The sequence below is a fragment of the Acinetobacter sp. 1000160 genome, assembly GCF_000588715.1.
Taxonomy (GTDB): Bacteria; Pseudomonadota; Gammaproteobacteria; order Pseudomonadales; family Moraxellaceae; genus Acinetobacter; species Acinetobacter courvalinii.
This window is the reverse complement of record NZ_JFWP02000008.1, coordinates 115875-136651: the sequence shown is the minus strand read 5'-3', so window position 1 is coordinate 136651 and position 20777 is coordinate 115875. Positions and strand designations below refer to the sequence as shown.

Here is a 20777-nt window from a genome sequence, read left to right as displayed (position 1 = left end):
CACAACGAAATCCATCAGGACTTTCATTACAATAACGCTTTTTAAAAGATAAGCCGTAGGTGAGTGCGATGGCATTGTGGCGATCGACTGTAATTGTCAGTGCAATGACAATGTTATCCCGGGTGTTGGGGTTGGTACGTGATGTGGTACTGCTCAATGTATTTGGTGCGGGTAAGGACTTCGATACCTTCGTTGTTGCCTTCCGTATTCCCAACTTTTTTAGGCGCTTATTCGCAGAAGGAGCTTTTTCTCAAGCCTTCATTCCGGTTTTAACCGAATATAAAACCAGTCGCGCTCATGCTGAAGTCCAGATTCTCATTAGTCGGGTATTTGGCTGTTTGCTCACGGCCATGTCCTTACTGACCTTTGTGGCGATGGTCGCTGCGCCTGCAATTATTTATCTCTATGCGCCGGGTTTCCATAACGACCCAGAGAAGTTTGAGCTCGCGGTCGATATGTTCCGCCTGACCATTCCTTATCTGATGTTTATGTCCTTGACGGCCTTTGCCAGCAGTATTCTCAACAGTTATGGTTCTTTTGCCTCACCTGCGTTTTCTCCGGTGTTGCTCAATGTGGCAATGATTGCTGGGGCGTGGTGGTTGACGCCGTATATGGCTGAGCCGATTATGGCATTGGGTTGGGCGGTGGTTGCCGCTGGGGTTCTGCAGCTAGCGATTCAGATTCCGGAATTATGGAAGAAAAATTTGCTGATTCCACCTAAAGTGGATTTCAAACATGAAGGTGTGGATCGCATCTTAAAGCTGATGTTACCTGCTTTATTTGGTGTATCGGTCACCCAGATTAACCTGTTGCTAAATACCATTTGGGCTTCCTTTATGCAGGATGGTTCAGTCTCATGGTTATACAGTGCCGAGCGGATGACCGAGTTACCTTTGGGACTGATTGGTGTTGCGATTGGTACCGTGATTTTACCGTCATTGTCTGCGCGCCATGCTGAACAGGACCAAACCAAATTTAGAAGTATGATTGATTGGGCCGCCAAGGTAATCATGCTGGTCGGGATCCCTGCCAGTATTGCCTTATTTATGTTGTCGACGCCGATCATTCAAGCGCTATTCCAACGCGGTGAGTTTACTTGGGAAGACACCAAGATGACCGCTCTGGCACTGCAATGTATGAGTGCAGGGGTAATCTCGTTTATGCTGATCAAAGTATTTGCCCCGGGCTTCTATGCGCAGCAAGATACCAAAACGCCTGTTCGGGTGGGTTTAATGGCGGTTGCTGCCAATGCCATTCTCAACGTGGTGTTTATTGGTTTCTTTAAGCTGATCGACTGGCAGGCAGAACATATGGCTTTGGCCTTAGCCTCTTCTGGCTCTGCTTTGGTGAATGCGGGCATGCTGTATTTCTATCTGCATAAACGTAATATTTTCCGTTTTGGCGCGCATTGGAAAAAACTGGCGTTTCAATATGCAGTGGCCAATATCTCGATGATTGCGGCATTGTGGTATGGCTTAACCTGGTATCAGGGAGAGGTCTCGCAATGGCTGCGTATTGCAGAAGTGATCGGTTTATGTGTGGTGGGGGTAGTTGCTTACCTAATCGGATTGCTGGTGACAGGATTTAGACCGAGACATTTAAAGCATCAGGATACTTAAATTTATTTAAATAATATTAACAGTTATTTTACTAGTGATACTTCTATTCGAAATATTAAATACTTGCTCTAAATTTGGTTTGTGAGGTGAAGGATTATGAGATTTAAAAATAAAAGGATTACTCAAATGATAGGAGTATTACTATGTGGTTTAGGTATGCAAAGTTTAGCTTTAGCACAGGATGAAAACACTATAGGAGCTGAAGCTTATCTATCAATTAAGACTTGGGAACCCTCAGAAAAATATAATGCTGCCCATTTTTTGATGGTTCCATTATATTATGCTTATAAAAATAATGATGAAAAACTAAAAAATAAATTTAATGAGCATATGAAAAAATTTCTTTTAGATAAAAATAAAAAAAATGACATTGGGGATAAAAAACAGCGATTAAATAATTTTCAGTATTTTTATTTTTTAAGTGAGTATGCTGTTCTTTCCAATAATAAAGAATTAGGAGATTATTTATTAAATAATATTGATAAAGTTTGGCTGGATATTCCTGCATGGCAGTGGGGGAGAACTCCTTTCCCAAATATGCATGATCGAGTTCTATGGAAACTTAATGCTAAAGCTAATGTTGGTTATAAACGTCTAATTATTGATGAAGATTTCTTTATATTTGGTACAGCTGCTAATCTATTAAGACTTTATCCTGATAATGTAATACTTAAAGAAATTAGGAATTCAGCATTGCAAGTTTTTAAACAACGATCTGATTTTGATAAGCAGGGTAATTGGTTGTTCGATAAAGGGGTATATGATGATTTTCCTACCTATGCATATGCAGGCTATAATAGTATAGATAATATTAAGGAATCAAAACCTTTGAAAAATATGGTTTCTGATTCTTCTCATTTTTTTAGAATGCCAAAAATTTTACTATCTCTACAGGAGAGTTATCCTGAAAATTCAGAAAATTACAACTTATATGGTTTATATAGAAATGGTTTAAATAAACAATTTTTAAATAATGTGGTTAAAATAAAGGATAATAAAATCTACTTAACTAATTATATGGATGGGCGTAATGGGTTGTTTAGATTTGGGTATAGTTTAAAGAATAAGGGGATTGAGCCATATAAACAAACTTATTCTTTTGGGATGGGGTGGTGGGTATTTATGGGAAGTTCAAAAATAAAATCTCTATATTTGGATTATTATAATCAAATTAATGTGGCTGATAATGATTGTAATACTTTAATGGAATCTAAAATTAAAAAGGCTAAAATAAAAAGTTTTATGAATTTTCAGCAATGCCAATACATATATAACTCTTATTTAGCCTCAAAATTAAAAATATAGTTACTAACTTAGGAACCTTTATTTTACTAGAATAATAAAAATTCTTAAAATTATTTAGATATTACCTGTAATAATTCAATATCAAAAATTAAAGTACTGTTCGGCCCGATAGCATCACCTGAACCGACGTCACCATAAGCAAGATTGGCTGGAATAAAGAAGCGTGTCTTACCACCTTCTTTCATGGTTTGCACACCTTCCGTCCAGCCTGCAATCACCTGGTTCAGTTTGAACTCGACGGGGTGATTACGGGCGATAGAACTGTCAAATACGGTACCATCCAGTAAACGACCTTCATAATTGACTTTAACGGTAGAGGTAGCTTTGGGAGATTTTCCCTTACCTGCTTGGAGCACTTGATACTGTAAGCCTGATTTGGTGGTTACGATATCGGCTTTTTTGCCGTTTTCAGCTAAAAAGGCTTTGCCTGACTGATCATTTTTTTTGGCCTGTTCCTGAAACTCAACCAGTTGCTTGGCTTCCAGACGCTTTTTATATTGATTCAGCACATTGGCCATTTCTTCATCAGTTAAAGAGGCGGCTTTACCCTGCATGGCTTCCTGTAAGCCTTGTACAAAGGTCTCGATATTTAAATCTTTGAGTGTTTCGGCATTCCCTCGACCCATCAGATAGCCGTAGCTATAGCCGAGTTGATCTTTTTGTGGGCTCTTTGTGGAAATGGGTGCTGCTTGAACCGTTCCGATGGTTGAGGCAATTAAAATCAGGCCTAATCTTTTCATTCTATCTTCCAAAAAAATAAAGGAGGGCACCAGCCCTCCTTAAATCATTTATTTTACAGCGATTAACTCTACGTCAAATACCAATGGACTATTTGGTGGAATTGAGCCAGGAACACCTTGCTCACCGTAACCGAGGTTGGCAGGAATATAAAGCGTTGCCTTACCGCCTTCTTTCATCAACTGTAGACCTTCAGTCCAACCAGGAATAACCTGGTTCAGTGGGAATTCAATTGGCTCGCCACGGTCATAAGAGCTATCAAATACTTTACCGTCTGGAAGCTGACCTTTGTAGTGAACTTTCACGGTAGAGCTTGCAGTCGGTTGCTTGCCTGTACCTTCTTTGGTGATTTTGTATTGCAAACCAGAAGCAGTGGTTTTCACGCCTTCTTTCTTGGCATTTTCTGCCAGGAAGCTGCTATTGGTTGCTTCAACTTTTTTCGTTTCATCCATTTGCTTTTGTTGCAGCTGCTTCTGGAATTCTACATAGGCTGCCTGTAACTCTTCTTCTGTATATGCAGCAGGTTTTTGTGCATGGGCATCACGGAAACCTGTAATAAATGCACTGGTTTCTAATTCTGGTGGTGTTTGCTTAGCCACTTCGTAGCCCAGTGCATAACTGATTTTTGCGACAGGTGCTGCATTTTTATCAGCTTTTGCCCCAAGTTCAGTCGCTGGGTGTTGAGTTGCATAATAGACAGGAACGAGTGCTGCACCGCCTAATACGGCTGCGACAACGAAAGGTAAAGCTTTACTCATGAGATGTCCCAAAGTGAGATTGGAATAAAAAATTATGGTAATGATCTTAGCATGTCTAAGCTGAGGCATTGAATAATCAAGCGCAAAAATGCGTGGGTTTTTTATAAGATTTATGTGTTTAAGCATAAAAAACCAGATCCTGGGATCTGGTTTTTTAACAATCAATTTAAAGTTTGCTTAGTCATCTTTATTGGCTTTATAAGCATAAGAATAGTTATAACCATAACCGTAACCGGCACTTGAACGTTGAATGTCGTTCAAGATGAAGCCATTCACTTTCACATTTGCCTGTTCAAAACGGTTCAGGCTCAGCTCAAGCTCTTTCATTTGTGATTTGGCATAACGTGCAACCAGTAAATTCACACCCGCATATTGCGAAATAATAATACCATCGGTTACGGCCAGGATTGGTGGCGTATCGATAATGATGTGGTCATATTGCTGGCTCAACTGTTCCATCAAGGCCTTAAACTGTTCTGAACTCAACATTTCAGACGGATTCGCCGGATTTTTACCCCGTGCAATCACACTGAGCCCAACTACATCGGTTTGGTGGATTACTTGGCTAAGCTCTGCAAGATTACTTAAATATTCAGATAAACCTGGTTTAACATCAAGATTAAAGTATTTATGCATATAGCCACGACGCATATCGGCATCAATCAGCAATACCTTTTTATTACTTTGGGCAAAAATGGTAGCCAAGTTAGTGGAAATAAAAGATTTTCCGACTTCTGGTGAAGGGCCCGCAATCATGATGATATTATTTTTAGCATTCGCTAAAGCAAAATGAATTGCGGTCCGGATACTACGTAAGCTCTCTACTGCAATATCATCATTATGCTTGACTGCTAAAAGAGGGATTGATTTCTTTTTCTTCAAGATACTCATACGAGTTTCTTGAACAGGAGAGCGCGGTACGGTGGCATACACTGGCAAATCGAACTCGTTCTCAATTTGCGCTGAATCTTTCACACCAGTACGTAACATATTACGTAGTACAGCAATCACGACACCTAAAAAGCTACCTAAGAAGATTGAGAGTATCAGAATCTGTAGTTTTTTCGGTTTAATTGGTTCCACAGGCTCTACTGCCGTATCGACAATACGGACATTACCAATTTCACCGGCTTTGGCGATACGCAATTGCTGATACGAGTTGAGTAATGCTGTATAGAGTTGGGTTTTTACTTCAACTTCACGATATAGTTGCAGATATTGACGCTGAATATCAGGTAACTGCTTTAAAGTATTGTTTAATTCCGTAATTTGCTTATCCAGAGCGGCAATTTGAGCATTAATTTCACGCATGGCTGGATGCTCAGCCGTATATTTAGCTGCTAGATCTGCCTGTTGCTGTTGTAACTCAATTTTTTTAGTTTCTAAGGTGATACTTTGGGTTAGGTACAGTTCCGACTCTTTGGTCACATCAACGGTATTATACTGTTGACGGAACTTGTTAAACTCTCGTTCGGCATCATCTAACTGCTTTTTCAAATCTGGGAGTTGTTCATCCAGAAATTTTAAAGTTTGTGCAGTTTCTGCAGAACGACGTTCGACATTTTGTGCACTATACGCCGCCAAGATTGCATTCAGCACTTTAGTAATATGTTCTTTGTCTTGGCCTTGATAATTTAAGCCTAAGATTCCGGTTAACTTACCTTTTTCTGCGACTGAATAATTTGATTTAATAGCTTGTGCTGCAGCTGGTAAAGAACTTTTTTGTACGAAATAATGAGTATCAAAAGTATCTTTAGTAAAGATGGCTATTTTCCATACCCCAAGCTGAGTACTGAGTTGATTAAGTTGATTGAGTGGGGCGGTTAAAATTACTTGTCCAGTTACAGGGTCTGTTAAACTAAAACTTTGATCCTTAAAGCTTAAGCTGAGTTTCTTATCCAGATAATAGTTTGGTACATCAAATTGCTGGATATCAAAAGATTTTTGCTCATCATGAAAGGTAACCGCTTTAGGGTTATATTCAGTCGTATAATTAGTTTTTTTAAATAAACGATGTGAAAAAGTATCTTCTGGGCTAGTGATATCTAGGTCCAGATGAAGTGCCTCAATTACTGAGCCAAGTACCAGACGTGATTTTAAAATTTCGATTTCAGATTGGGCTGGTGATTTTTGCTCCATCATTTGAGAAAGATCACCCAGTAAAGCGGCAGATGCTCCTTTACTGTCCTCTACTTGAACCAGCGCATCCACTGAATAGGTATTAGGTGTGGCACGCAGGTAAAGTAAAGCAAGCACTAAGCTTAGGATAATACACAGTGCAATGAGCTTCCATTGTGCAATCAGAGCAAAGAACAGTTCTTTCAGGTCAATTGTATCTTCGGTATTGGTATTTTGGCTCATAATCTTAATCTAAAAAAGTTAAATATAATTTTTCCAGTCCGTAACGCACTGTTGGATTAAATGGCAGGTATTATCAAAAAAAGCCTGATCATGCTGGTAGGGGTCAGGTACATTTTTATTTTGCCAATGCCCTAAACGAAAAATTTTCCCTTTTGCAAACGGCCACATTTGTTCAATATGTTTTTGCTGATTATGGCTCATGACTAAAATCAGGTCTGCCTGTTTTAGATGTGTAGCATTGAGTTTTTTAGCGATATGCGCACCCATATCAATATTTAAACGTTGCATACACAATTGGGCTTTATCATCGGCCGGATGCCCAATTAATCCGGAGATACCTGCAGATTCAATCTGCAGGTCAGGATGTTGCTGTTTAAGCATATATTGTGCCATGGGACTACGACAAATATTGCCTACACAAACCACCAGAACTGTTTTAATCTCCATTTTAATTATTGTCCCAAACGATCTATATTATATAACGCATTTGAGAAGGGAATAATCTGATTAACAATACGTTGCCAGCGGGTTAGGCCAGTAGCATCAACATAGACAATATCATTACTACGCAGTTTAAATTGATTCGCAAGACCAAAATCACCCAGACTCATTAAATTGAGGTGATACAGTTCAGTATGGCGATCATTAGGATTTGTTCGCAGGACATAAATACGGCTGGCGCTGGCAGAAAGCGGATTGATGCCTAGACTTTCACCTAAAGCATCGCTGAGGGTCATACCCTGATCACGCATCGGTAGAGCCTGGTTTTTACCCGATTCACCCATCACATAAATTTTCTGGTTTTCGCGATTACCTACATAAATTGTATCATTGGGTTGAACCAGCAATTTATGCAACGAATAGCCGGCTTTTTCCAGCGCGATGGTATTCAGATCATAAGTCCGACCATTACGAATCAGCTGAATAAAGGTATTGTCACCTTTATCGGTGACCCCCCCTGCCATACCTAAAGCAGTATAAATACTGATGGGCTGGTCATTGAGAAAAAATTGACCACCTTTGATGACACTCCCTTGCACTGAATAACGTTGTCCCTGATAAGACAGTACCCGCACAATGACATCAGGATTTTTTAAATATTGTGCAAATTGGTTGCGTAAGTCAGTATTGAGCTGAGCCAGCGTCTTTCCAGAGGCTTTATAACGACCCACTAAGGGCACTTGGATAAATCCATTATAATCAACTGGATAACCATTGGCTTGAATAGATTGTTCATTGGTTAGATTGTTAACTGGTGGCGTGATTTCAGGATAAGCCCATAGCTGAATAGAGACAACATCACCTGGACTTAATCGATAAGCAGGTTGTTGTTGTTTAAATAGAGTTGAATAATTATTACGGTAATCAATCTGGGCAGGTTGAATGGCAGGTAAATTATTCTGCGTAATTCGAATTACATTGACATTGGTTCCCTGGTCAGTCGTGTATACACCTTCACTTGGAATATCATGTGTTTGTAAGCCTGAAGTCACAGCACAAGCTGTTGCACTAAGACTAATCGCAAGAATGGAAAAAAGTTGATAATGCTTCACACTTGACCCTTGAATAGTTATATCTGTTGTTACACAACAACATATCTTTGGACTTGGAATTGGGGTCATTCTAGCTGAAAAATATCAAAAAAGCACCGCAGAATCACTTCGGTTTGTATGTTTAGTTTATCTGAAAAAATATGAAAATGGCTTTGCTTTATATGATAATTGAAAGGCTAGGAATAACCTTATAAAAAGCTTTTGAGATATGCTAGGGTCTTTAAATAAAGAGCAGTTAAGTCTTTGCTGTAATAACGTATTTTCAGCTTTGTTTAGAGCCATTAAATGGTCTGTCTGCTCCATAAAGAAAGTATTTAAAAAAGATAAAGTTGATTGAAATCATTCCTGCTATTTCCAGTAAAAATAGTGTCATTCGAGTGTATGAGAAAAGTTAAAGCCTTTTGCTTTAAAACACAGTAGTGATAGAAGTTGATGAGCAACAAGTAAGATATTCTCGTTAGGAAAACAGGATTTTAGCGACCAGTTGTAATTGTTATTTCGTCAAATCCTTTCAATCAAGGTCTAGCTGTTCCTACTCAAGAACTGGGCGATAGGAGCAAGAAAGCCTGTATTAGCCCAATACCTGAGAGGATTAAGCAACTTTTAATGCATACATAATAAGTCATATATAAAAAGGGTGAATTCGATGAAAAAAATTTTATTGGTATTCGGCACACGGCCAGAAGCGATCAAGATGGCGCCTTTGGCTTTAAAGTTACAGTACTATTCGCAAAATTTTGAGACCAAAGTCTGTGTAACCGGACAACATCGCCAGATGCTGGATCAAGTTTTGGAGCTGTTTGGTTTAAAACCTGATTTTGACTTAAATTTAATGAAGCCAGGACAAACGCTCTCTGATGTGACCTCTGGAGTGCTTAAAGGTCTGGAGCAGGTGTTCGAGCAATGGCTGCCAGATGTGATTTTAGTACATGGTGATACTGCGACTACATTTGCCGCATCCTTAGCTGCTTATTACCATAAAATCAAAGTAGGACATGTTGAGGCTGGGCTACGTACAGGTGATTTATATTCACCTTGGCCGGAAGAAGCTAATCGACAATTAACCGGTGTGTTGGCAAATTATCATTTTGCTCCAACACAATCCTCTTATGACAACCTGATTAAAGAAAATGTGAATCCAGCGATTATTGTTGTGACCGGTAATACCGTGATTGATGCGCTATTGCAAGTCAAACAAAAGGTTGAGCAAGACCAAACACTGGTCGAACAATTTCAACAGCAGTTCTCATTTCTCGAGAACGAGAAGAAATTGATTCTGGTGACGGGTCATCGCCGTGAGAACTTTGGTCAGGGTTTTTTAAATATTTGTCAGGCCTTAGCGAATCTGGCAAAAAAATATCCGGATATCCAGATTGTGTATCCGGTGCATTTAAATCCCAATGTACAGCAACCGGTAAACGCGCTTTTGGCCGATATTGACAATGTGTATCTGATTGCGCCTCAAGACTACTTACCTTTCGTCTATTTAATGAATCGTAGTTACCTGATTCTGACCGATTCTGGCGGGATTCAGGAAGAAGCACCTTCTTTAGGTAAACCGGTGCTGGTAATGCGAGATACCACAGAAAGACCTGAAGCTGTACAGGCTGGCACAGTGCGTTTAGTGGGAACAGAGATCGCTGCGATTGAACAGTCGGTAGCAGAATTGCTTGAAAATCTTGATGTTTATGCTGAAATGGCTGCAGCACATAATCCGTATGGTGATGGCACAGCCTGTCAGCAGATTATTCAGTTTCTGCTTCAAGTTTCATGATAAAAAACTGGTGAGTAGTTGAGCTTTATAAATTTTTTTGATTTTATTTATAAAGCGATAAGAATGATTGATAAGTTTCAGTAAACACAATCATACAATTGAAATGAGGGAGTCTTAAAAAATTTGCTATAGTACGCACGACGTTTAATGTGAAGCATTAGGCCTGAAAAAATCATTTGATACTGATGTAAACTTTATAAAGGAATAGGCTGATTGTGATGCAACTTGCCGAATTGAAAATAGCAATTATTGGTTTAGGGTATGTAGGTTTGCCATTGGCAGTAGAATTTGGCAAAAAAACTCCTGTAGTGGGCTTCGATATCCACCAAAAACGTATAGATGAGCTTAAAAGTGGTCAAGATCATACGTTGGAAGTTTCACCAGAAGAATTAAGTCAAGCCACCAACTTAAGTTATAGCGCAAATTTAGAAGATTTAAAAAGCTGTAACTTTTTTATTGTGACTGTACCGACTCCGGTTGACGAGGTGAATCGTCCAGACTTGACACCTTTACGAAAAGCGAGCGAAACCTTAGGTAAGGTGATTAAAAAAGGCGATATCGTTGTTTACGAATCCACGGTTTATCCGGGCGCTACCGAAGAAGTCTGTATTCCCGTGCTCGAAAAAATTTCAGGCCTGAAGTTTAATCAGGATTTCTTTGCGGGCTATAGTCCAGAACGGATCAATCCTGGCGATAAAGTAAATACCTTAACCAAGATTAAAAAAATTACCAGTGGTAGTACACCTGAAGTTGCAGATAAAGTAGATGCGGTTTATGCCAGCATTATTACTGCCGGTACCCATAAAGCATCAAGTATTAAAGTTGCAGAAGCAGCCAAGGTCATCGAAAACACACAGCGTGACTTAAACATTGCCTTGGTGAATGAACTATCGGTGATTTTTGATCGTCTGGGTATTGATACTATTGATGTGCTTGAAGCTGCTGGCAGTAAGTGGAACTTCTTGCCATTCCGCCCAGGTCTGGTAGGAGGGCATTGTATTGGTGTCGATCCATACTATTTAACCCATAAAGCTGAAGAAGTGGGTTACCATCCACAGGTTATTCTGGCCGGTCGTCGTATTAATGACAATATGGCACGCTATGTCGCGCGTAATACCATTAAGCGTATGCTACAAAATGGTATTGATGTGCCTCGTGCAAAAGTAGGCGTACTCGGTGTTACCTTTAAAGAAAACTGCCCGGATATCCGTAACAGTAAAGTCGCGGACTTGATTAGAGAGTTCGAAGCCTGGGGTGCTCAAGTGGTCGTTGCGGACCCGTGGGCAGATGCTGATGAAGTCAAGCATGAGTATGGAATCGAACTAGGTCAGGTCAATGCAGAACATCCGGTCGATGCACTGGTTGTTGCGGTGGGACATAATGAATTCCGTAACTTGTCTGCAGCCGAGCTAAAAAGCTATGTGCGCAGTAATCAACCTGTTCTTGCCGATGTCAAAGGTTTATTTGACCGTGTCAGCATGACTGAACAGGGCTTTACAGTCTTCCGTCTATAATTTAAAAATTGAAAAGAAGTGAAACGATGAAAAAATTTGCTCTTATCGGTGCGGCTGGATATATCGCACCCCGCCATTTGAAAGCAATCAAGGAAACAGGCAATACTTTGGCTGTAGCCATGGATGTAAATGACTCTGTCGGAATTATGGACAGTCACTTCCCTGAAGCTGAATTCTTTACTGAATTTGAAGAATTTGAAGCCTATGTAGAAGACCAAAAATTAAAAGGTGAAAAGCTGGATTATGTTGCGATCTGCTCACCCAACTATCTCCATGCCCCTCACATGAAATATGCGTTGAAAAACGGTATTGAAGTGATTTGTGAAAAACCATTGGTACTGAATTCAGAAGATTTAAATATGCTTTCTGAATATGAAAAGCAATATGGTGCCAAGGTAAACTCAATTTTACAGTTACGTTTACATCCGTCTATTATTGCCCTGCGCGATAAAGTTCAAGCTGCACCGGCGGATAAGGTATTTGATGTTGATCTGACTTATCTCACTTCTCGTGGTAAATGGTATTTAAAATCATGGAAAGGGGTAGACAACAAATCGGGTGGGGTTGCGACCAATATCGGTGTGCATTTCTATGACATGCTACATTTTATTTTTGGCAAGATTGTTAAAAATGAAGTGCATTTCCGCGATGAAAAAACGGCTTCAGGTTATCTGGAATACGAACGTGCGCGTGTACGCTGGTTCCTGTCAATTGATGCCAATAACCTTCCGGACAATGCAGTACAAGGTGAGAAACTGACTTATCGCAGTATTACCATTGAAAATGAAGAACTTGAGTTTTCAGGCGGCTTTACCGATCTTCATACCCAAAGCTACCAGCGTGTATTGGAAGGTAAAGGTTACGGGGTTGAAGAAAACCGTGCAGCAATTGAGACTGTTGAAGTGATCCGTGTTTCTCCTATAGTTGAAAATCCGGAAAATCCTCATCCATTATTGGCAAAGGTGAAAAAAGCATGAGCTTTTATCAACATGAAACGGCCATAGTGGATGACGGCGCACAAATTGGTGAAGATTCACGTGTCTGGCACTTTGTGCATGTCTGTGGCGGAGCCAAAATCGGTAAAGGCGTGTCTCTGGGTCAGAACGTATTTGTGGGTAACCGCGTCATTATTGGTGACCATTGTAAAGTCCAGAACAATGTATCGGTTTACGATAATGTTGTTCTGGAAGAAGGCGTATTTTGTGGGCCGAGCATGGTCTTTACCAATGTGTATAACCCGCGTTCGCTGATAGAGCGTAAAGATCAATATCGTGATACGCTGGTGAAAAAGGGTGCCACATTAGGCGCGAACTGTACCATTGTCTGCGGTGTGACAATCGGCGCATATGCTTTTGTTGGGGCGGGTGCAGTCGTGAATAAAGATGTCCCTGCTTATGCACTGATGGTGGGTGTACCTGCAAAACAAATTGGCTGGATGAGTGAGTTTGGTGAGCAGCTGGAACTTCCTTTGCAAGGACAGGCACAAGTGACCTGCTCGCATACAGGCGCAGTTTACCAACTTGATGGAACGACACTGACAAAGCAAGGTTAATATGATTGACTTTATTGATTTAAAAGCACAGCAACATCGAATTAAAGATAAAATTGATGCCGGTATTCAAAATGTATTGACGCATGGTCAATACATTTTAGGCCCAGAAGTAATTGAGCTGGAAGAAAAGTTAGCTGCCTATGTCGGTGCGAAATACTGTATTACCTGCGCCAATGGAACCGATGCCTTACAAATTGCACAAATGGCATTTGGTATTGGTCCAGGTGATGAGGTAATCACACCAGGCTTCACTTATATTGCGACCGCGGAAACAGTGGCTTTATTAGGTGCGAAACCAGTTTACGTGGATGTTAACCCTAAAACTTATAATCTGGATGCTGAAAAACTGGAAGCAGCGATTACTCCTCGCACAAAAGCCATTATTCCGGTGAGCCTATATGGTCAGTGTGCGGACTTTGATGCAATCAACGCGATTGCTGCAAAGTACGGTATTCCCGTAATTGAAGATGCTGCACAAAGCTTTGGTGCAACTTATAAAGGTCGTAAAAGCTGTAATTTAAGTACAGTTGCCTGTACCAGCTTTTTCCCAAGTAAGCCACTAGGTTGCTATGGTGATGGCGGGGCTATTTTTACCAGCGATGATGAGTTGGCTAAGGTGATTCGCCAGATCGCACGTCATGGACAAGATAAGCGTTACCATCATATTCGTGTCGGCGTGAATAGTCGCTTAGATACCATTCAGGCTGCGATTTTGCTACCAAAACTAGAAATTTTGGATGATGAAATGCAGGCACGTCAAAAAGTAGCAGAAGTTTATAACCAGTTATTTAGTCATGCAGGTATCCAGACAACGCCATATCTTGAGCCACATAACACCAGTGCATGGGCGCAATATACGATTCAGGTCGATAATCGTGCAGATGTTCAGGAAAAACTAAAAGCTCAAGGGGTTCCAACAGCGGTACATTATCCGATCCCTTTGAATAAACAACCTGCAGTGGCTGATGCAAGTGTGAGTTTGCCTGTCGGTGACGAAATTGCGGAAAGAGTTATGAGTTTGCCAATGCATCCTTACTTAACTGTTGAACAAATCAAAGAAATTGTGCAGCCTCTAAATTATTAAAAGTAGTTTTTGCTTATATTGACTTTTGTAGGACTACTAAATCTTTATGAAACGCTTTATTAGGAATACAGCAGTAATGGCTGGGGGAGCAGCGGGGTCTCAGTTATTACTGGTCATAGCTACTCCTATAATTACACGGTTATACACTCCCCAAGATTTTGGAGTTCTTGCCATTTATATAGGAATACTAGCGTTGTTCTGTGTGATAGCTAGCTTTCGATATGAAATGGCTATTCCTATACCAGAGAGGGATGAAGAGGCTATAGATTTAGTTTTTTTAAGTTTAATTCTTGTGGGATTTACAGCATTAATTTCATGCTTGTTAATTGGGATTTGGGGTGAAAGTATTGCATTTTTTTTGCAAGAACCAAGGCTAAAGGGATTATTTTGGCTCTTGCCTCTTGGAGTACTGTTTGTTGGTACGTACCAAATACTTAACAAATATGCAATAAGAGAAAAGCTCTTCAAGAGTGTAGCTGTTACAAGAATCAATCAATCAATCACTATATTGATAATTCAATTGTTAGGATATAAGTTAGGTGCGATGGCTTTAATTCTTGCTCAATCAATTGGGCAAGGCGCAGGAGCTTTCACTTTATCTAAAGGGATTGTTTCAAGACTAAAATCTAGTAACAGAAGAAGAATTATTTCTGTTGCAAAGAAGTATCGTCGGTTTCCACTTTATTCAAGTTGGGCTGGACTACTTAATACATCTGGTGCTCAATTACCTCCACTTGCATTTGCTTCATTATTCTCTTCCCAAGTTGCAGGTTACTATACTCTAGCATTCGGATTAGTTACAGCGCCTATTACATTGCTTGCTAGTGCTGTTGGTAATGTATTTTTATCAGATGCCGCCAAAACTTGGCGTGAGGGAAGTTTAGGAACAACTATTAGTTTTGTACATAATAAACTTGCTAATATGGCAATGCCTGTAATAATTACATTAATTTTTGTTATACCTGATATTTTTGCATGGGTATTTGGGGAGCGATGGGCTACAGCCGGTCTTTTTGCACAATGGATGCTACCATGGATTTACTTAGTTTTTGTAACTGCACCCCTGAGTACTACATATGAGGTTATAGGTAAACAATCAGAATATTTAATCTTTCAATTTACTCTTTTTATAGTACGTTTGTGTGCAATTCTATATGGCGCATATTTAAATGATTTAAAATACACTATAGTTCTTTTTTCATTGAGCAGTGCTTTATGCTGGCTCTTCTTTCTATTAAGACTGTATGCTCTTATAGGTCTTCGTATAAGAGATACGGCTATAGTAACTATTAAAGCTTTTCGAGTTGGAATTTTCTGTGCAGCTCCTTGTCTTTTAGGAGTGATACTAAATGCAGAAATGAAAATTTTACTTGGACTAATTATTATTTCTTTAATAATTTGTGGAATAAATGCATTTTTCACAATGAGAGCAGCAGTGCGAGGATAAGGACTGATATGAGTTACAAAAATAAATTGTTTATTTATTCTAAAGCTATTGTCAGAAAAGGTTATTTATCAACTAGTAATTTTCTTGAGAATTCGGCTTGTTGGAGTGAAAATGAAATTAAATTATATCAGGAAGAGGCTATTTTAAAAACAATAAAGTACGCGATTAATAATGTACCTTATTATAAGAAATTAGTGGCTAAAGGAGAGTTAATTATTCCTGAAATCTATTCCATTGACCAATTGCAGTCTTTTCCAATAATTACGAAGGAAATTATATCGAAAAATAAAGATGATTTTATTGTAAAAGAAAGTCAGTTGAAGCGTGTTAATGGATCGACAGGTGGATCGACAGGTATACCTTTAAAATATGTTATGTCTTCTGAAAATGCCTTATATTCTTCTTTATTGTTAGATCGAGGTTTGGGATTGGCTGGATATAGGGCTGGTGATCGATTAGCTATTATTGCGGGAGGATCATTAGTCGGGATAAAAAAACCCCTTAGAAAAAGGATCGTAGAGAAACTGGCAAATGTTCGCTATTATTCATCTTATGGAATGGATGATAAACAATTAGAACTATATTCAAAAGATATTATAGATTTCCAACCAAAATTTTTACGTGGATATGCATCAGCATTGAATGCTTTAGCAACATATATGCAAGCTAATGGATTGACCTCTAAATTAAAGATATCCGCTATATTTAGTACATCTGAGGTTTTGGTAAAAAATGTACGTGAAAATATTGAAAATGCTTTCGGATGTGAAGTATATGACGGTTGGGGATTAAATGATGGCGGAGCTACTGCTTTCGAATGTCATCAGCATTCAGGTATGCATATTGATCCTGAGAGAGCTTATATAGAAATTGTAGAGGATGAAACTACAAAAGAATTTGGAGAGGGTGTTGGAAGAATTATAATCACTAATTTGATAGATAAAGTAATGCCTTTTATTCGTTATGACTCCGGCGATATTGGTAGAATCGATTTTAGTGAGTGCGTTTGTGGGAAAAAAACACCCCGTATTTTTGTGAATTATGGCCGTGTTACTGATACGTTAGTAATTGCTGGAAAAGTAATTGGGGTACCCGTTTTGACTGTCTTAATGGGAAAAGTTCCTGTATTACAGTACCAAATAGCTAAAACTGGTGAAAACCAGATGACCTTTCGAATTATTAAATCTCCAGATTATAATCAGTCTTTTGAAGATTATATTCGTCGTTCTATTTCAGAAAGAATTGGTAATATTGATTTAGTCTTTAATTATGTGGATTGTATAACTCCTCCTCAAGGGAAAAAGCATAAATTTCTAGTGGATGAGACTTTGAGTAATGTAGTATGAATTCTCATGAAAGCAGTAGCATTATCAAGAATAAATTTTCTTTTTGGACGATTTTTTTCTTAATTCTAATTTTTAGATTTGCTATAGATTTTGGTTATGAAGATTTTGTCGTTGCTATATTTGATTATGATGGGTTTAAATATGAATTTGATAATGTAAGATATATATTTTCTTTTTTTATGATTTTTATATCCTATTATCTTTGGTCAAAAAAAATAGGTAGTGTTCTTGCTTATACATATTTTGTGATATATATAGTTGCTTTAATTCCTGCTTCTAGTTATTACGCTATAGGTGATGCAAATTCTAACTCATTCTTTTTTAATGTCTTGGCTTACTGTATCCTAGTTTTGTTTTTACCGTCAGGGCATTCACGATCTAATAAAAGCAATGATAAATTTATTAATAACATAAATATTAATATGTATTTTATTATGTTTTGTTGGTTTTTTTTGTTTATATGTATCTTGGGGCTTTATTTTAATAATCAGGGCAAGTTTGTCTTGAGTTTTGATGATGTATATGAATTTAGAGAAGATAACCAGCTTACAGGAGTACTCAGCTATTTGTTTAGTTGGTCTGTAAAGGTTGTGGCTCCATTTCTTTTAGCTTATGCCTTAATAAGAAAAGGATTTTGGAGTTGGAAAACAGCTCTTTCTATCTTAGTTATAATACTTCTTTTTACATTAACAGGCCATAAATCTGTACTTGTACCAATAGGTTTTTGCCTAAGTCTTTATTATATTTTTGGTGGTTCAAGAGCAAATATTAAGCCGATAACTTATAACAGAATGTATATTGGTTTTACTATAGCTATGTTGTCATTTGTTTCTTTAGTTTATGCTTATTATATAATATATGACAATATTATGATTCCTTCGATTTTCCTAAGAAGAGCTATGTTCACACCACCATTTTTGAATTCTATATATTTTGATATGTTTTATGAGTATCCAAGAGTTTATTGGTCAAATAGTATTTTGTCACCTTTTATAAATTATCCATATTTTGATACATTAACACATGAAGTAGGTGCTTATTTAGGTAGATATGGCATGGGCGCAAATACGGGTTTTGTGGGTTCGGGATATGCACATGCCGGTTATTTAGGAATTTCTATCTATATTGGTATTATGCTTTTCTGTAATTGGTTTGTTTCATTGTTTGGAAAGAATGTTTCACCTGTATTATTTAATTCTGTTATTTTGATGCCTTATTTAACCTTGTTTTTATCTTCCGATTTACCAACAACTTTTTTTACTCATGGTATAATTTTTTCCAGTTTAATTATTATGAGTATCTCTGGAAAATTGCATTTTAATTCAAAAAAATAGCATTGTTTATCAAATGAGTTTTATTATAATTTTATGGAGAATTTTTTATGAGAGTTGCTCATTTAACATCCGCTCATCCAAGGTTTGACACTCGTATTTTCGTTAAACAATGTTGTTCTTTAGCTCAAATCTACGATACTTATCTAATCGTGGCTGATGGCAAGGGGAGTGAGATTAAAAATAAAGTTAATATCTTAGATGTGGGTAAGTTTAATGGACGGAAAAACCGCATTCTTAATGCACCTAACGCCGTACTCAAACAAGCACTTGACTTAGATGCACAGATATATCATTTACATGATCCTGAACTTATACCGATAGGATTAAAATTAAAAAAACATGGAAAAAAAGTTTTATTTGATGCACATGAGGATCTTCCTAATCAAATTATGTCGAAACATTATTTGAATGTTTTTTCTAAAAAAGTTATCGCTTTTCTTGTTAAAACTTATGAAAAATATGCATGTGCAAAATTGGATGGAATTGTGACAGCAACTCCTTTTATCCGAGATAAATTTCTTAATATTAATAAAAATACACTTGATATTAATAATTATCCAAAATTAGAGGAGTTCAGTTCTATTTCTATGGATACATTAAAAGGAAATCAAGTTTGCTATATTGGTGGTTTGGCTGATGTGCGTGGAATTGTAGAAATGGTTCATGCAATTAATTTAGCAGATAGCAATACGAATTTGTTTCTTGCAGGAGATTTTGCAGATAAAAAGTTAGAACAATATGTAATTGAAATGGAAGGTTGGAAGAAGGTTAATTTTTTAGGCTATGTAGGGCGAGATGAAATAAGAAAAACCTTAGCTTCATCGGTAGCGGGATTAGTCGTTTTACATCCAACACGTAGCTATTTAGATTCATTACCCGTAAAAATGTTCGAATATATGTGTGCAGGGATACCTGTAATTGCATCAGATTTTCCGTTATGGCGTTCTATTATAGATAACGCAAGATGTGGGATCTGTGTTGATCCCTTAAAACCTGCTGCAATTGCTCAAGCTATAGATTATTTTGTTAACTCTCCTGATGAGGCTAGATTGATGGGGCAACAAGGGCGTACAGCAGTTTTAGAGAAATATAATTGGAGCATTGAAGAAAAAAAACTTTTTAACTTTTATTCAAGTATTTTGGATATTTGAGATGATCGAAAATAAAAAGACATTCTGGTTTATTAATCAATATAGCTCAACGCCAGAAACAGCAATGGGTGGTAGACATTATTATCTGGCCCAAGAGCTAGCAAAGAAAGGCCATCAAGTTTATGTGATTGCTGGTCGATATAGTCATCTTCTTCGTAATCCAAAGCAGTTTGACGAGCAATATCTTATTGAGGAAATTATTCCTAACTTCTCATTTGTATGGGTCAATTTACCTGAATATCAGGAAGCGCATAGCAAACAGCGTGTACTAAACTGGTTTAAGTTCTCTTGGCTTTTACGTAATATGTCAAACGTAGTTCCAGCTAAGCCAGATGTAATTTTATATTCATCTCCTTCTCTTATTGGTTATCTTGGTGCTAAGTATCTCGCAAACAAATTTAGGGTTCCTTTTATTTTTGAAGTAAGAGATATTTGGCCTTTAACTTTAATGGAATTAGGTGGACATTCATCAAAACATCCATTTATAAAGTTCATGCAATGGGTTGAGGATCGAGCTTATAAAAAAGCTGATTACGTATTTTCAAATTTATATAATGCCGTTGAACATATGCAAACCCGAGGTCTGGATAGTAGTAAGTTTCACTGGATACCAAATGGTGTATCTTTAGAAGAGGTCTCTCAAAAGCAGCCTTTAAATGCGGAGACACTCAGTCAGTTACCTCAAAATAAATTTATCATTGGATATACAGGAACTATTGGGGTTGCTAATGCTATAGATGACCTTATTGAAGCAGCAAAGATTCTTTCCAGTAATCCGCAGTTACATTTTGTTCTTGTTGGTTCAGGAAAGGAAAAAGAAAGTTTAATAAGAAAAGTTCAATCTTTGGATCTACGAAATATTACATTTATTGATGCAATTCCAAAGAAACAAATTCAATCCATGCTTGAGCAGTTCGACATTTGTTATATTGGCTGGCAGAAAAATTCACTTTATCGTTTTGGAATAGCACCGAATAAACTACCTGAATATCTATATGCAGGTAAACCTATTATTCATGCTTTTTCTGGTAAAGGAGATATTGTTCAGCAAGCTCAAGCTGGTATCACCATTGAGGCTGAAGATCCTGAAGCAATCGTAGGAGCTGTACAACAATTATATAATTTAACTGCTGAACAGCGCCAACAGTTAGGTTCAAATGGTAAACAGTTTGTATTACAGCATCTTGAATATGCCATGATTGCAGAAAAACTCGAAAATATTGTCTTTAAATAATGGATAA

Annotated in this window: 17 protein-coding genes; 12 read left to right on the top strand and 5 right to left on the bottom strand. The window is 37.9% G+C overall.

The genetic code is table 11. From position 1 onward, the window contains the following. The first annotated feature begins 59 nt into the window (after positions 1–59). Both murJ and J699_RS03650 read left to right on the top strand, forming a co-directional pair. A complete protein-coding gene (gene murJ, locus J699_RS03645) occupies positions 60–1619 on the top strand; it encodes a murein biosynthesis integral membrane protein MurJ (protein WP_171070888.1) in 1560 nt (519 codons plus the stop codon). A 96-nt stretch (positions 1620–1715) separates the two neighbouring features. Next, positions 1716–2924, top strand: coding sequence for a hypothetical protein (locus tag J699_RS03650; protein ID WP_032870844.1), 1209 nt, complete (start codon positions 1716–1718; stop codon positions 2922–2924). Positions 2925–2974: 50 nt separating this feature from the next. Here the strand turns inward: J699_RS03650 and J699_RS03655 are convergent, their stop codons facing one another. The 5 genes from J699_RS03655 to J699_RS03675 form a co-directional block, all read right to left on the bottom strand. Next, positions 2975–3664: an FKBP-type peptidyl-prolyl cis-trans isomerase gene (locus J699_RS03655; protein ID WP_032870847.1), complete on the bottom strand. Its 690-nt coding sequence runs from the start codon at positions 3662–3664 to the stop codon at positions 2975–2977. 48 nt (positions 3665–3712) lie between these two features. Next, complete coding sequence (locus J699_RS03660) at positions 3713–4420, bottom strand: FKBP-type peptidyl-prolyl cis-trans isomerase (RefSeq protein ID WP_032870850.1); 708 nt, start codon at positions 4418–4420, stop codon at positions 3713–3715. Between the two features lie 177 nt (positions 4421–4597). Then, positions 4598–6781, bottom strand: a complete 2184-nt coding sequence (locus J699_RS03665; RefSeq protein WP_032870853.1) for a polysaccharide biosynthesis tyrosine autokinase — start codon at positions 6779–6781, stop codon at positions 4598–4600. An 18-nt stretch (positions 6782–6799) separates the two neighbouring features. Further along, on the bottom strand, positions 6800–7228 hold the full coding sequence (locus J699_RS03670) for a low molecular weight protein-tyrosine-phosphatase (RefSeq protein WP_032870855.1): 429 nt from the start codon (positions 7226–7228) through the stop codon (positions 6800–6802). 5 nt (positions 7229–7233) lie between these two features. Continuing rightward, entirely contained in the window at positions 7234–8334 is a 1101-nt protein-coding gene (locus tag J699_RS03675; protein WP_032870857.1) for a polysaccharide biosynthesis/export family protein, read from the bottom strand. 646 nt (positions 8335–8980) lie between these two features. Here J699_RS03675 and wecB point away from each other — a divergent pair. The 10 genes from wecB (at position 8981) to J699_RS03725 (ending at position 20770) form a co-directional block, all read left to right on the top strand. Then, the gene (gene wecB / locus J699_RS03680; RefSeq protein WP_032870859.1) at positions 8981–10108 is read left to right on the top strand and encodes a non-hydrolyzing UDP-N-acetylglucosamine 2-epimerase; all 1128 of its coding nucleotides are present in this window, start codon (positions 8981–8983) and stop codon (positions 10106–10108) included. Between the two features lie 218 nt (positions 10109–10326). Then, positions 10327–11622, top strand: a complete 1296-nt coding sequence (gene tviB / locus J699_RS03685) for a Vi polysaccharide biosynthesis UDP-N-acetylglucosamine C-6 dehydrogenase TviB (protein ID WP_032870861.1) — start codon at positions 10327–10329, stop codon at positions 11620–11622. Positions 11623–11648: 26 nt separating this feature from the next. Beyond that, positions 11649–12599, top strand: a complete 951-nt coding sequence (locus J699_RS03690; RefSeq protein ID WP_005228287.1) for a Gfo/Idh/MocA family protein — start codon at positions 11649–11651, stop codon at positions 12597–12599. Continuing rightward, positions 12596–13174: a UDP-2-acetamido-3-amino-2,3-dideoxy-D-glucuronate N-acetyltransferase gene (gene wbpD / locus J699_RS03695; RefSeq protein ID WP_032870863.1), complete on the top strand. Its 579-nt coding sequence runs from the start codon at positions 12596–12598 to the stop codon at positions 13172–13174. Before J699_RS03690 ends, wbpD begins: the two co-directional genes overlap by 4 nt. Position 13175: 1 nt before the next feature. Next, complete coding sequence (locus tag J699_RS03700; RefSeq protein WP_032870865.1) at positions 13176–14258, top strand: DegT/DnrJ/EryC1/StrS family aminotransferase; 1083 nt, start codon at positions 13176–13178, stop codon at positions 14256–14258. A 46-nt stretch (positions 14259–14304) separates the two neighbouring features. Next, the gene (locus tag J699_RS03705; RefSeq protein WP_032870866.1) at positions 14305–15705 is read left to right on the top strand and encodes an oligosaccharide flippase family protein; all 1401 of its coding nucleotides are present in this window, start codon (positions 14305–14307) and stop codon (positions 15703–15705) included. An 8-nt stretch (positions 15706–15713) separates the two neighbouring features. Further along, the gene (locus tag J699_RS03710) at positions 15714–17051 is read left to right on the top strand and encodes a phenylacetate--CoA ligase family protein (RefSeq protein WP_032870867.1); all 1338 of its coding nucleotides are present in this window, start codon (positions 15714–15716) and stop codon (positions 17049–17051) included. Beyond that, the gene (locus J699_RS03715) at positions 17048–18385 is read left to right on the top strand and encodes an O-antigen polymerase (RefSeq protein ID WP_032870868.1); all 1338 of its coding nucleotides are present in this window, start codon (positions 17048–17050) and stop codon (positions 18383–18385) included. The genes J699_RS03710 and J699_RS03715 overlap by 4 nt, the downstream gene beginning before the upstream one ends. A 47-nt stretch (positions 18386–18432) precedes the next feature. Further along, complete coding sequence (locus J699_RS03720) at positions 18433–19536, top strand: glycosyltransferase family 4 protein (RefSeq protein ID WP_032870871.1); 1104 nt, start codon at positions 18433–18435, stop codon at positions 19534–19536. A gap of 1 nt (position 19537) precedes the next feature. Then, positions 19538–20770 carry a glycosyltransferase family 4 protein gene (locus tag J699_RS03725; protein WP_032870873.1) on the top strand — a complete coding sequence of 411 codons (1233 nt, stop codon included), beginning with the start codon at positions 19538–19540 and terminating at the stop codon, positions 20768–20770. Positions 20771–20777: the final 7 nt, after the last annotated feature.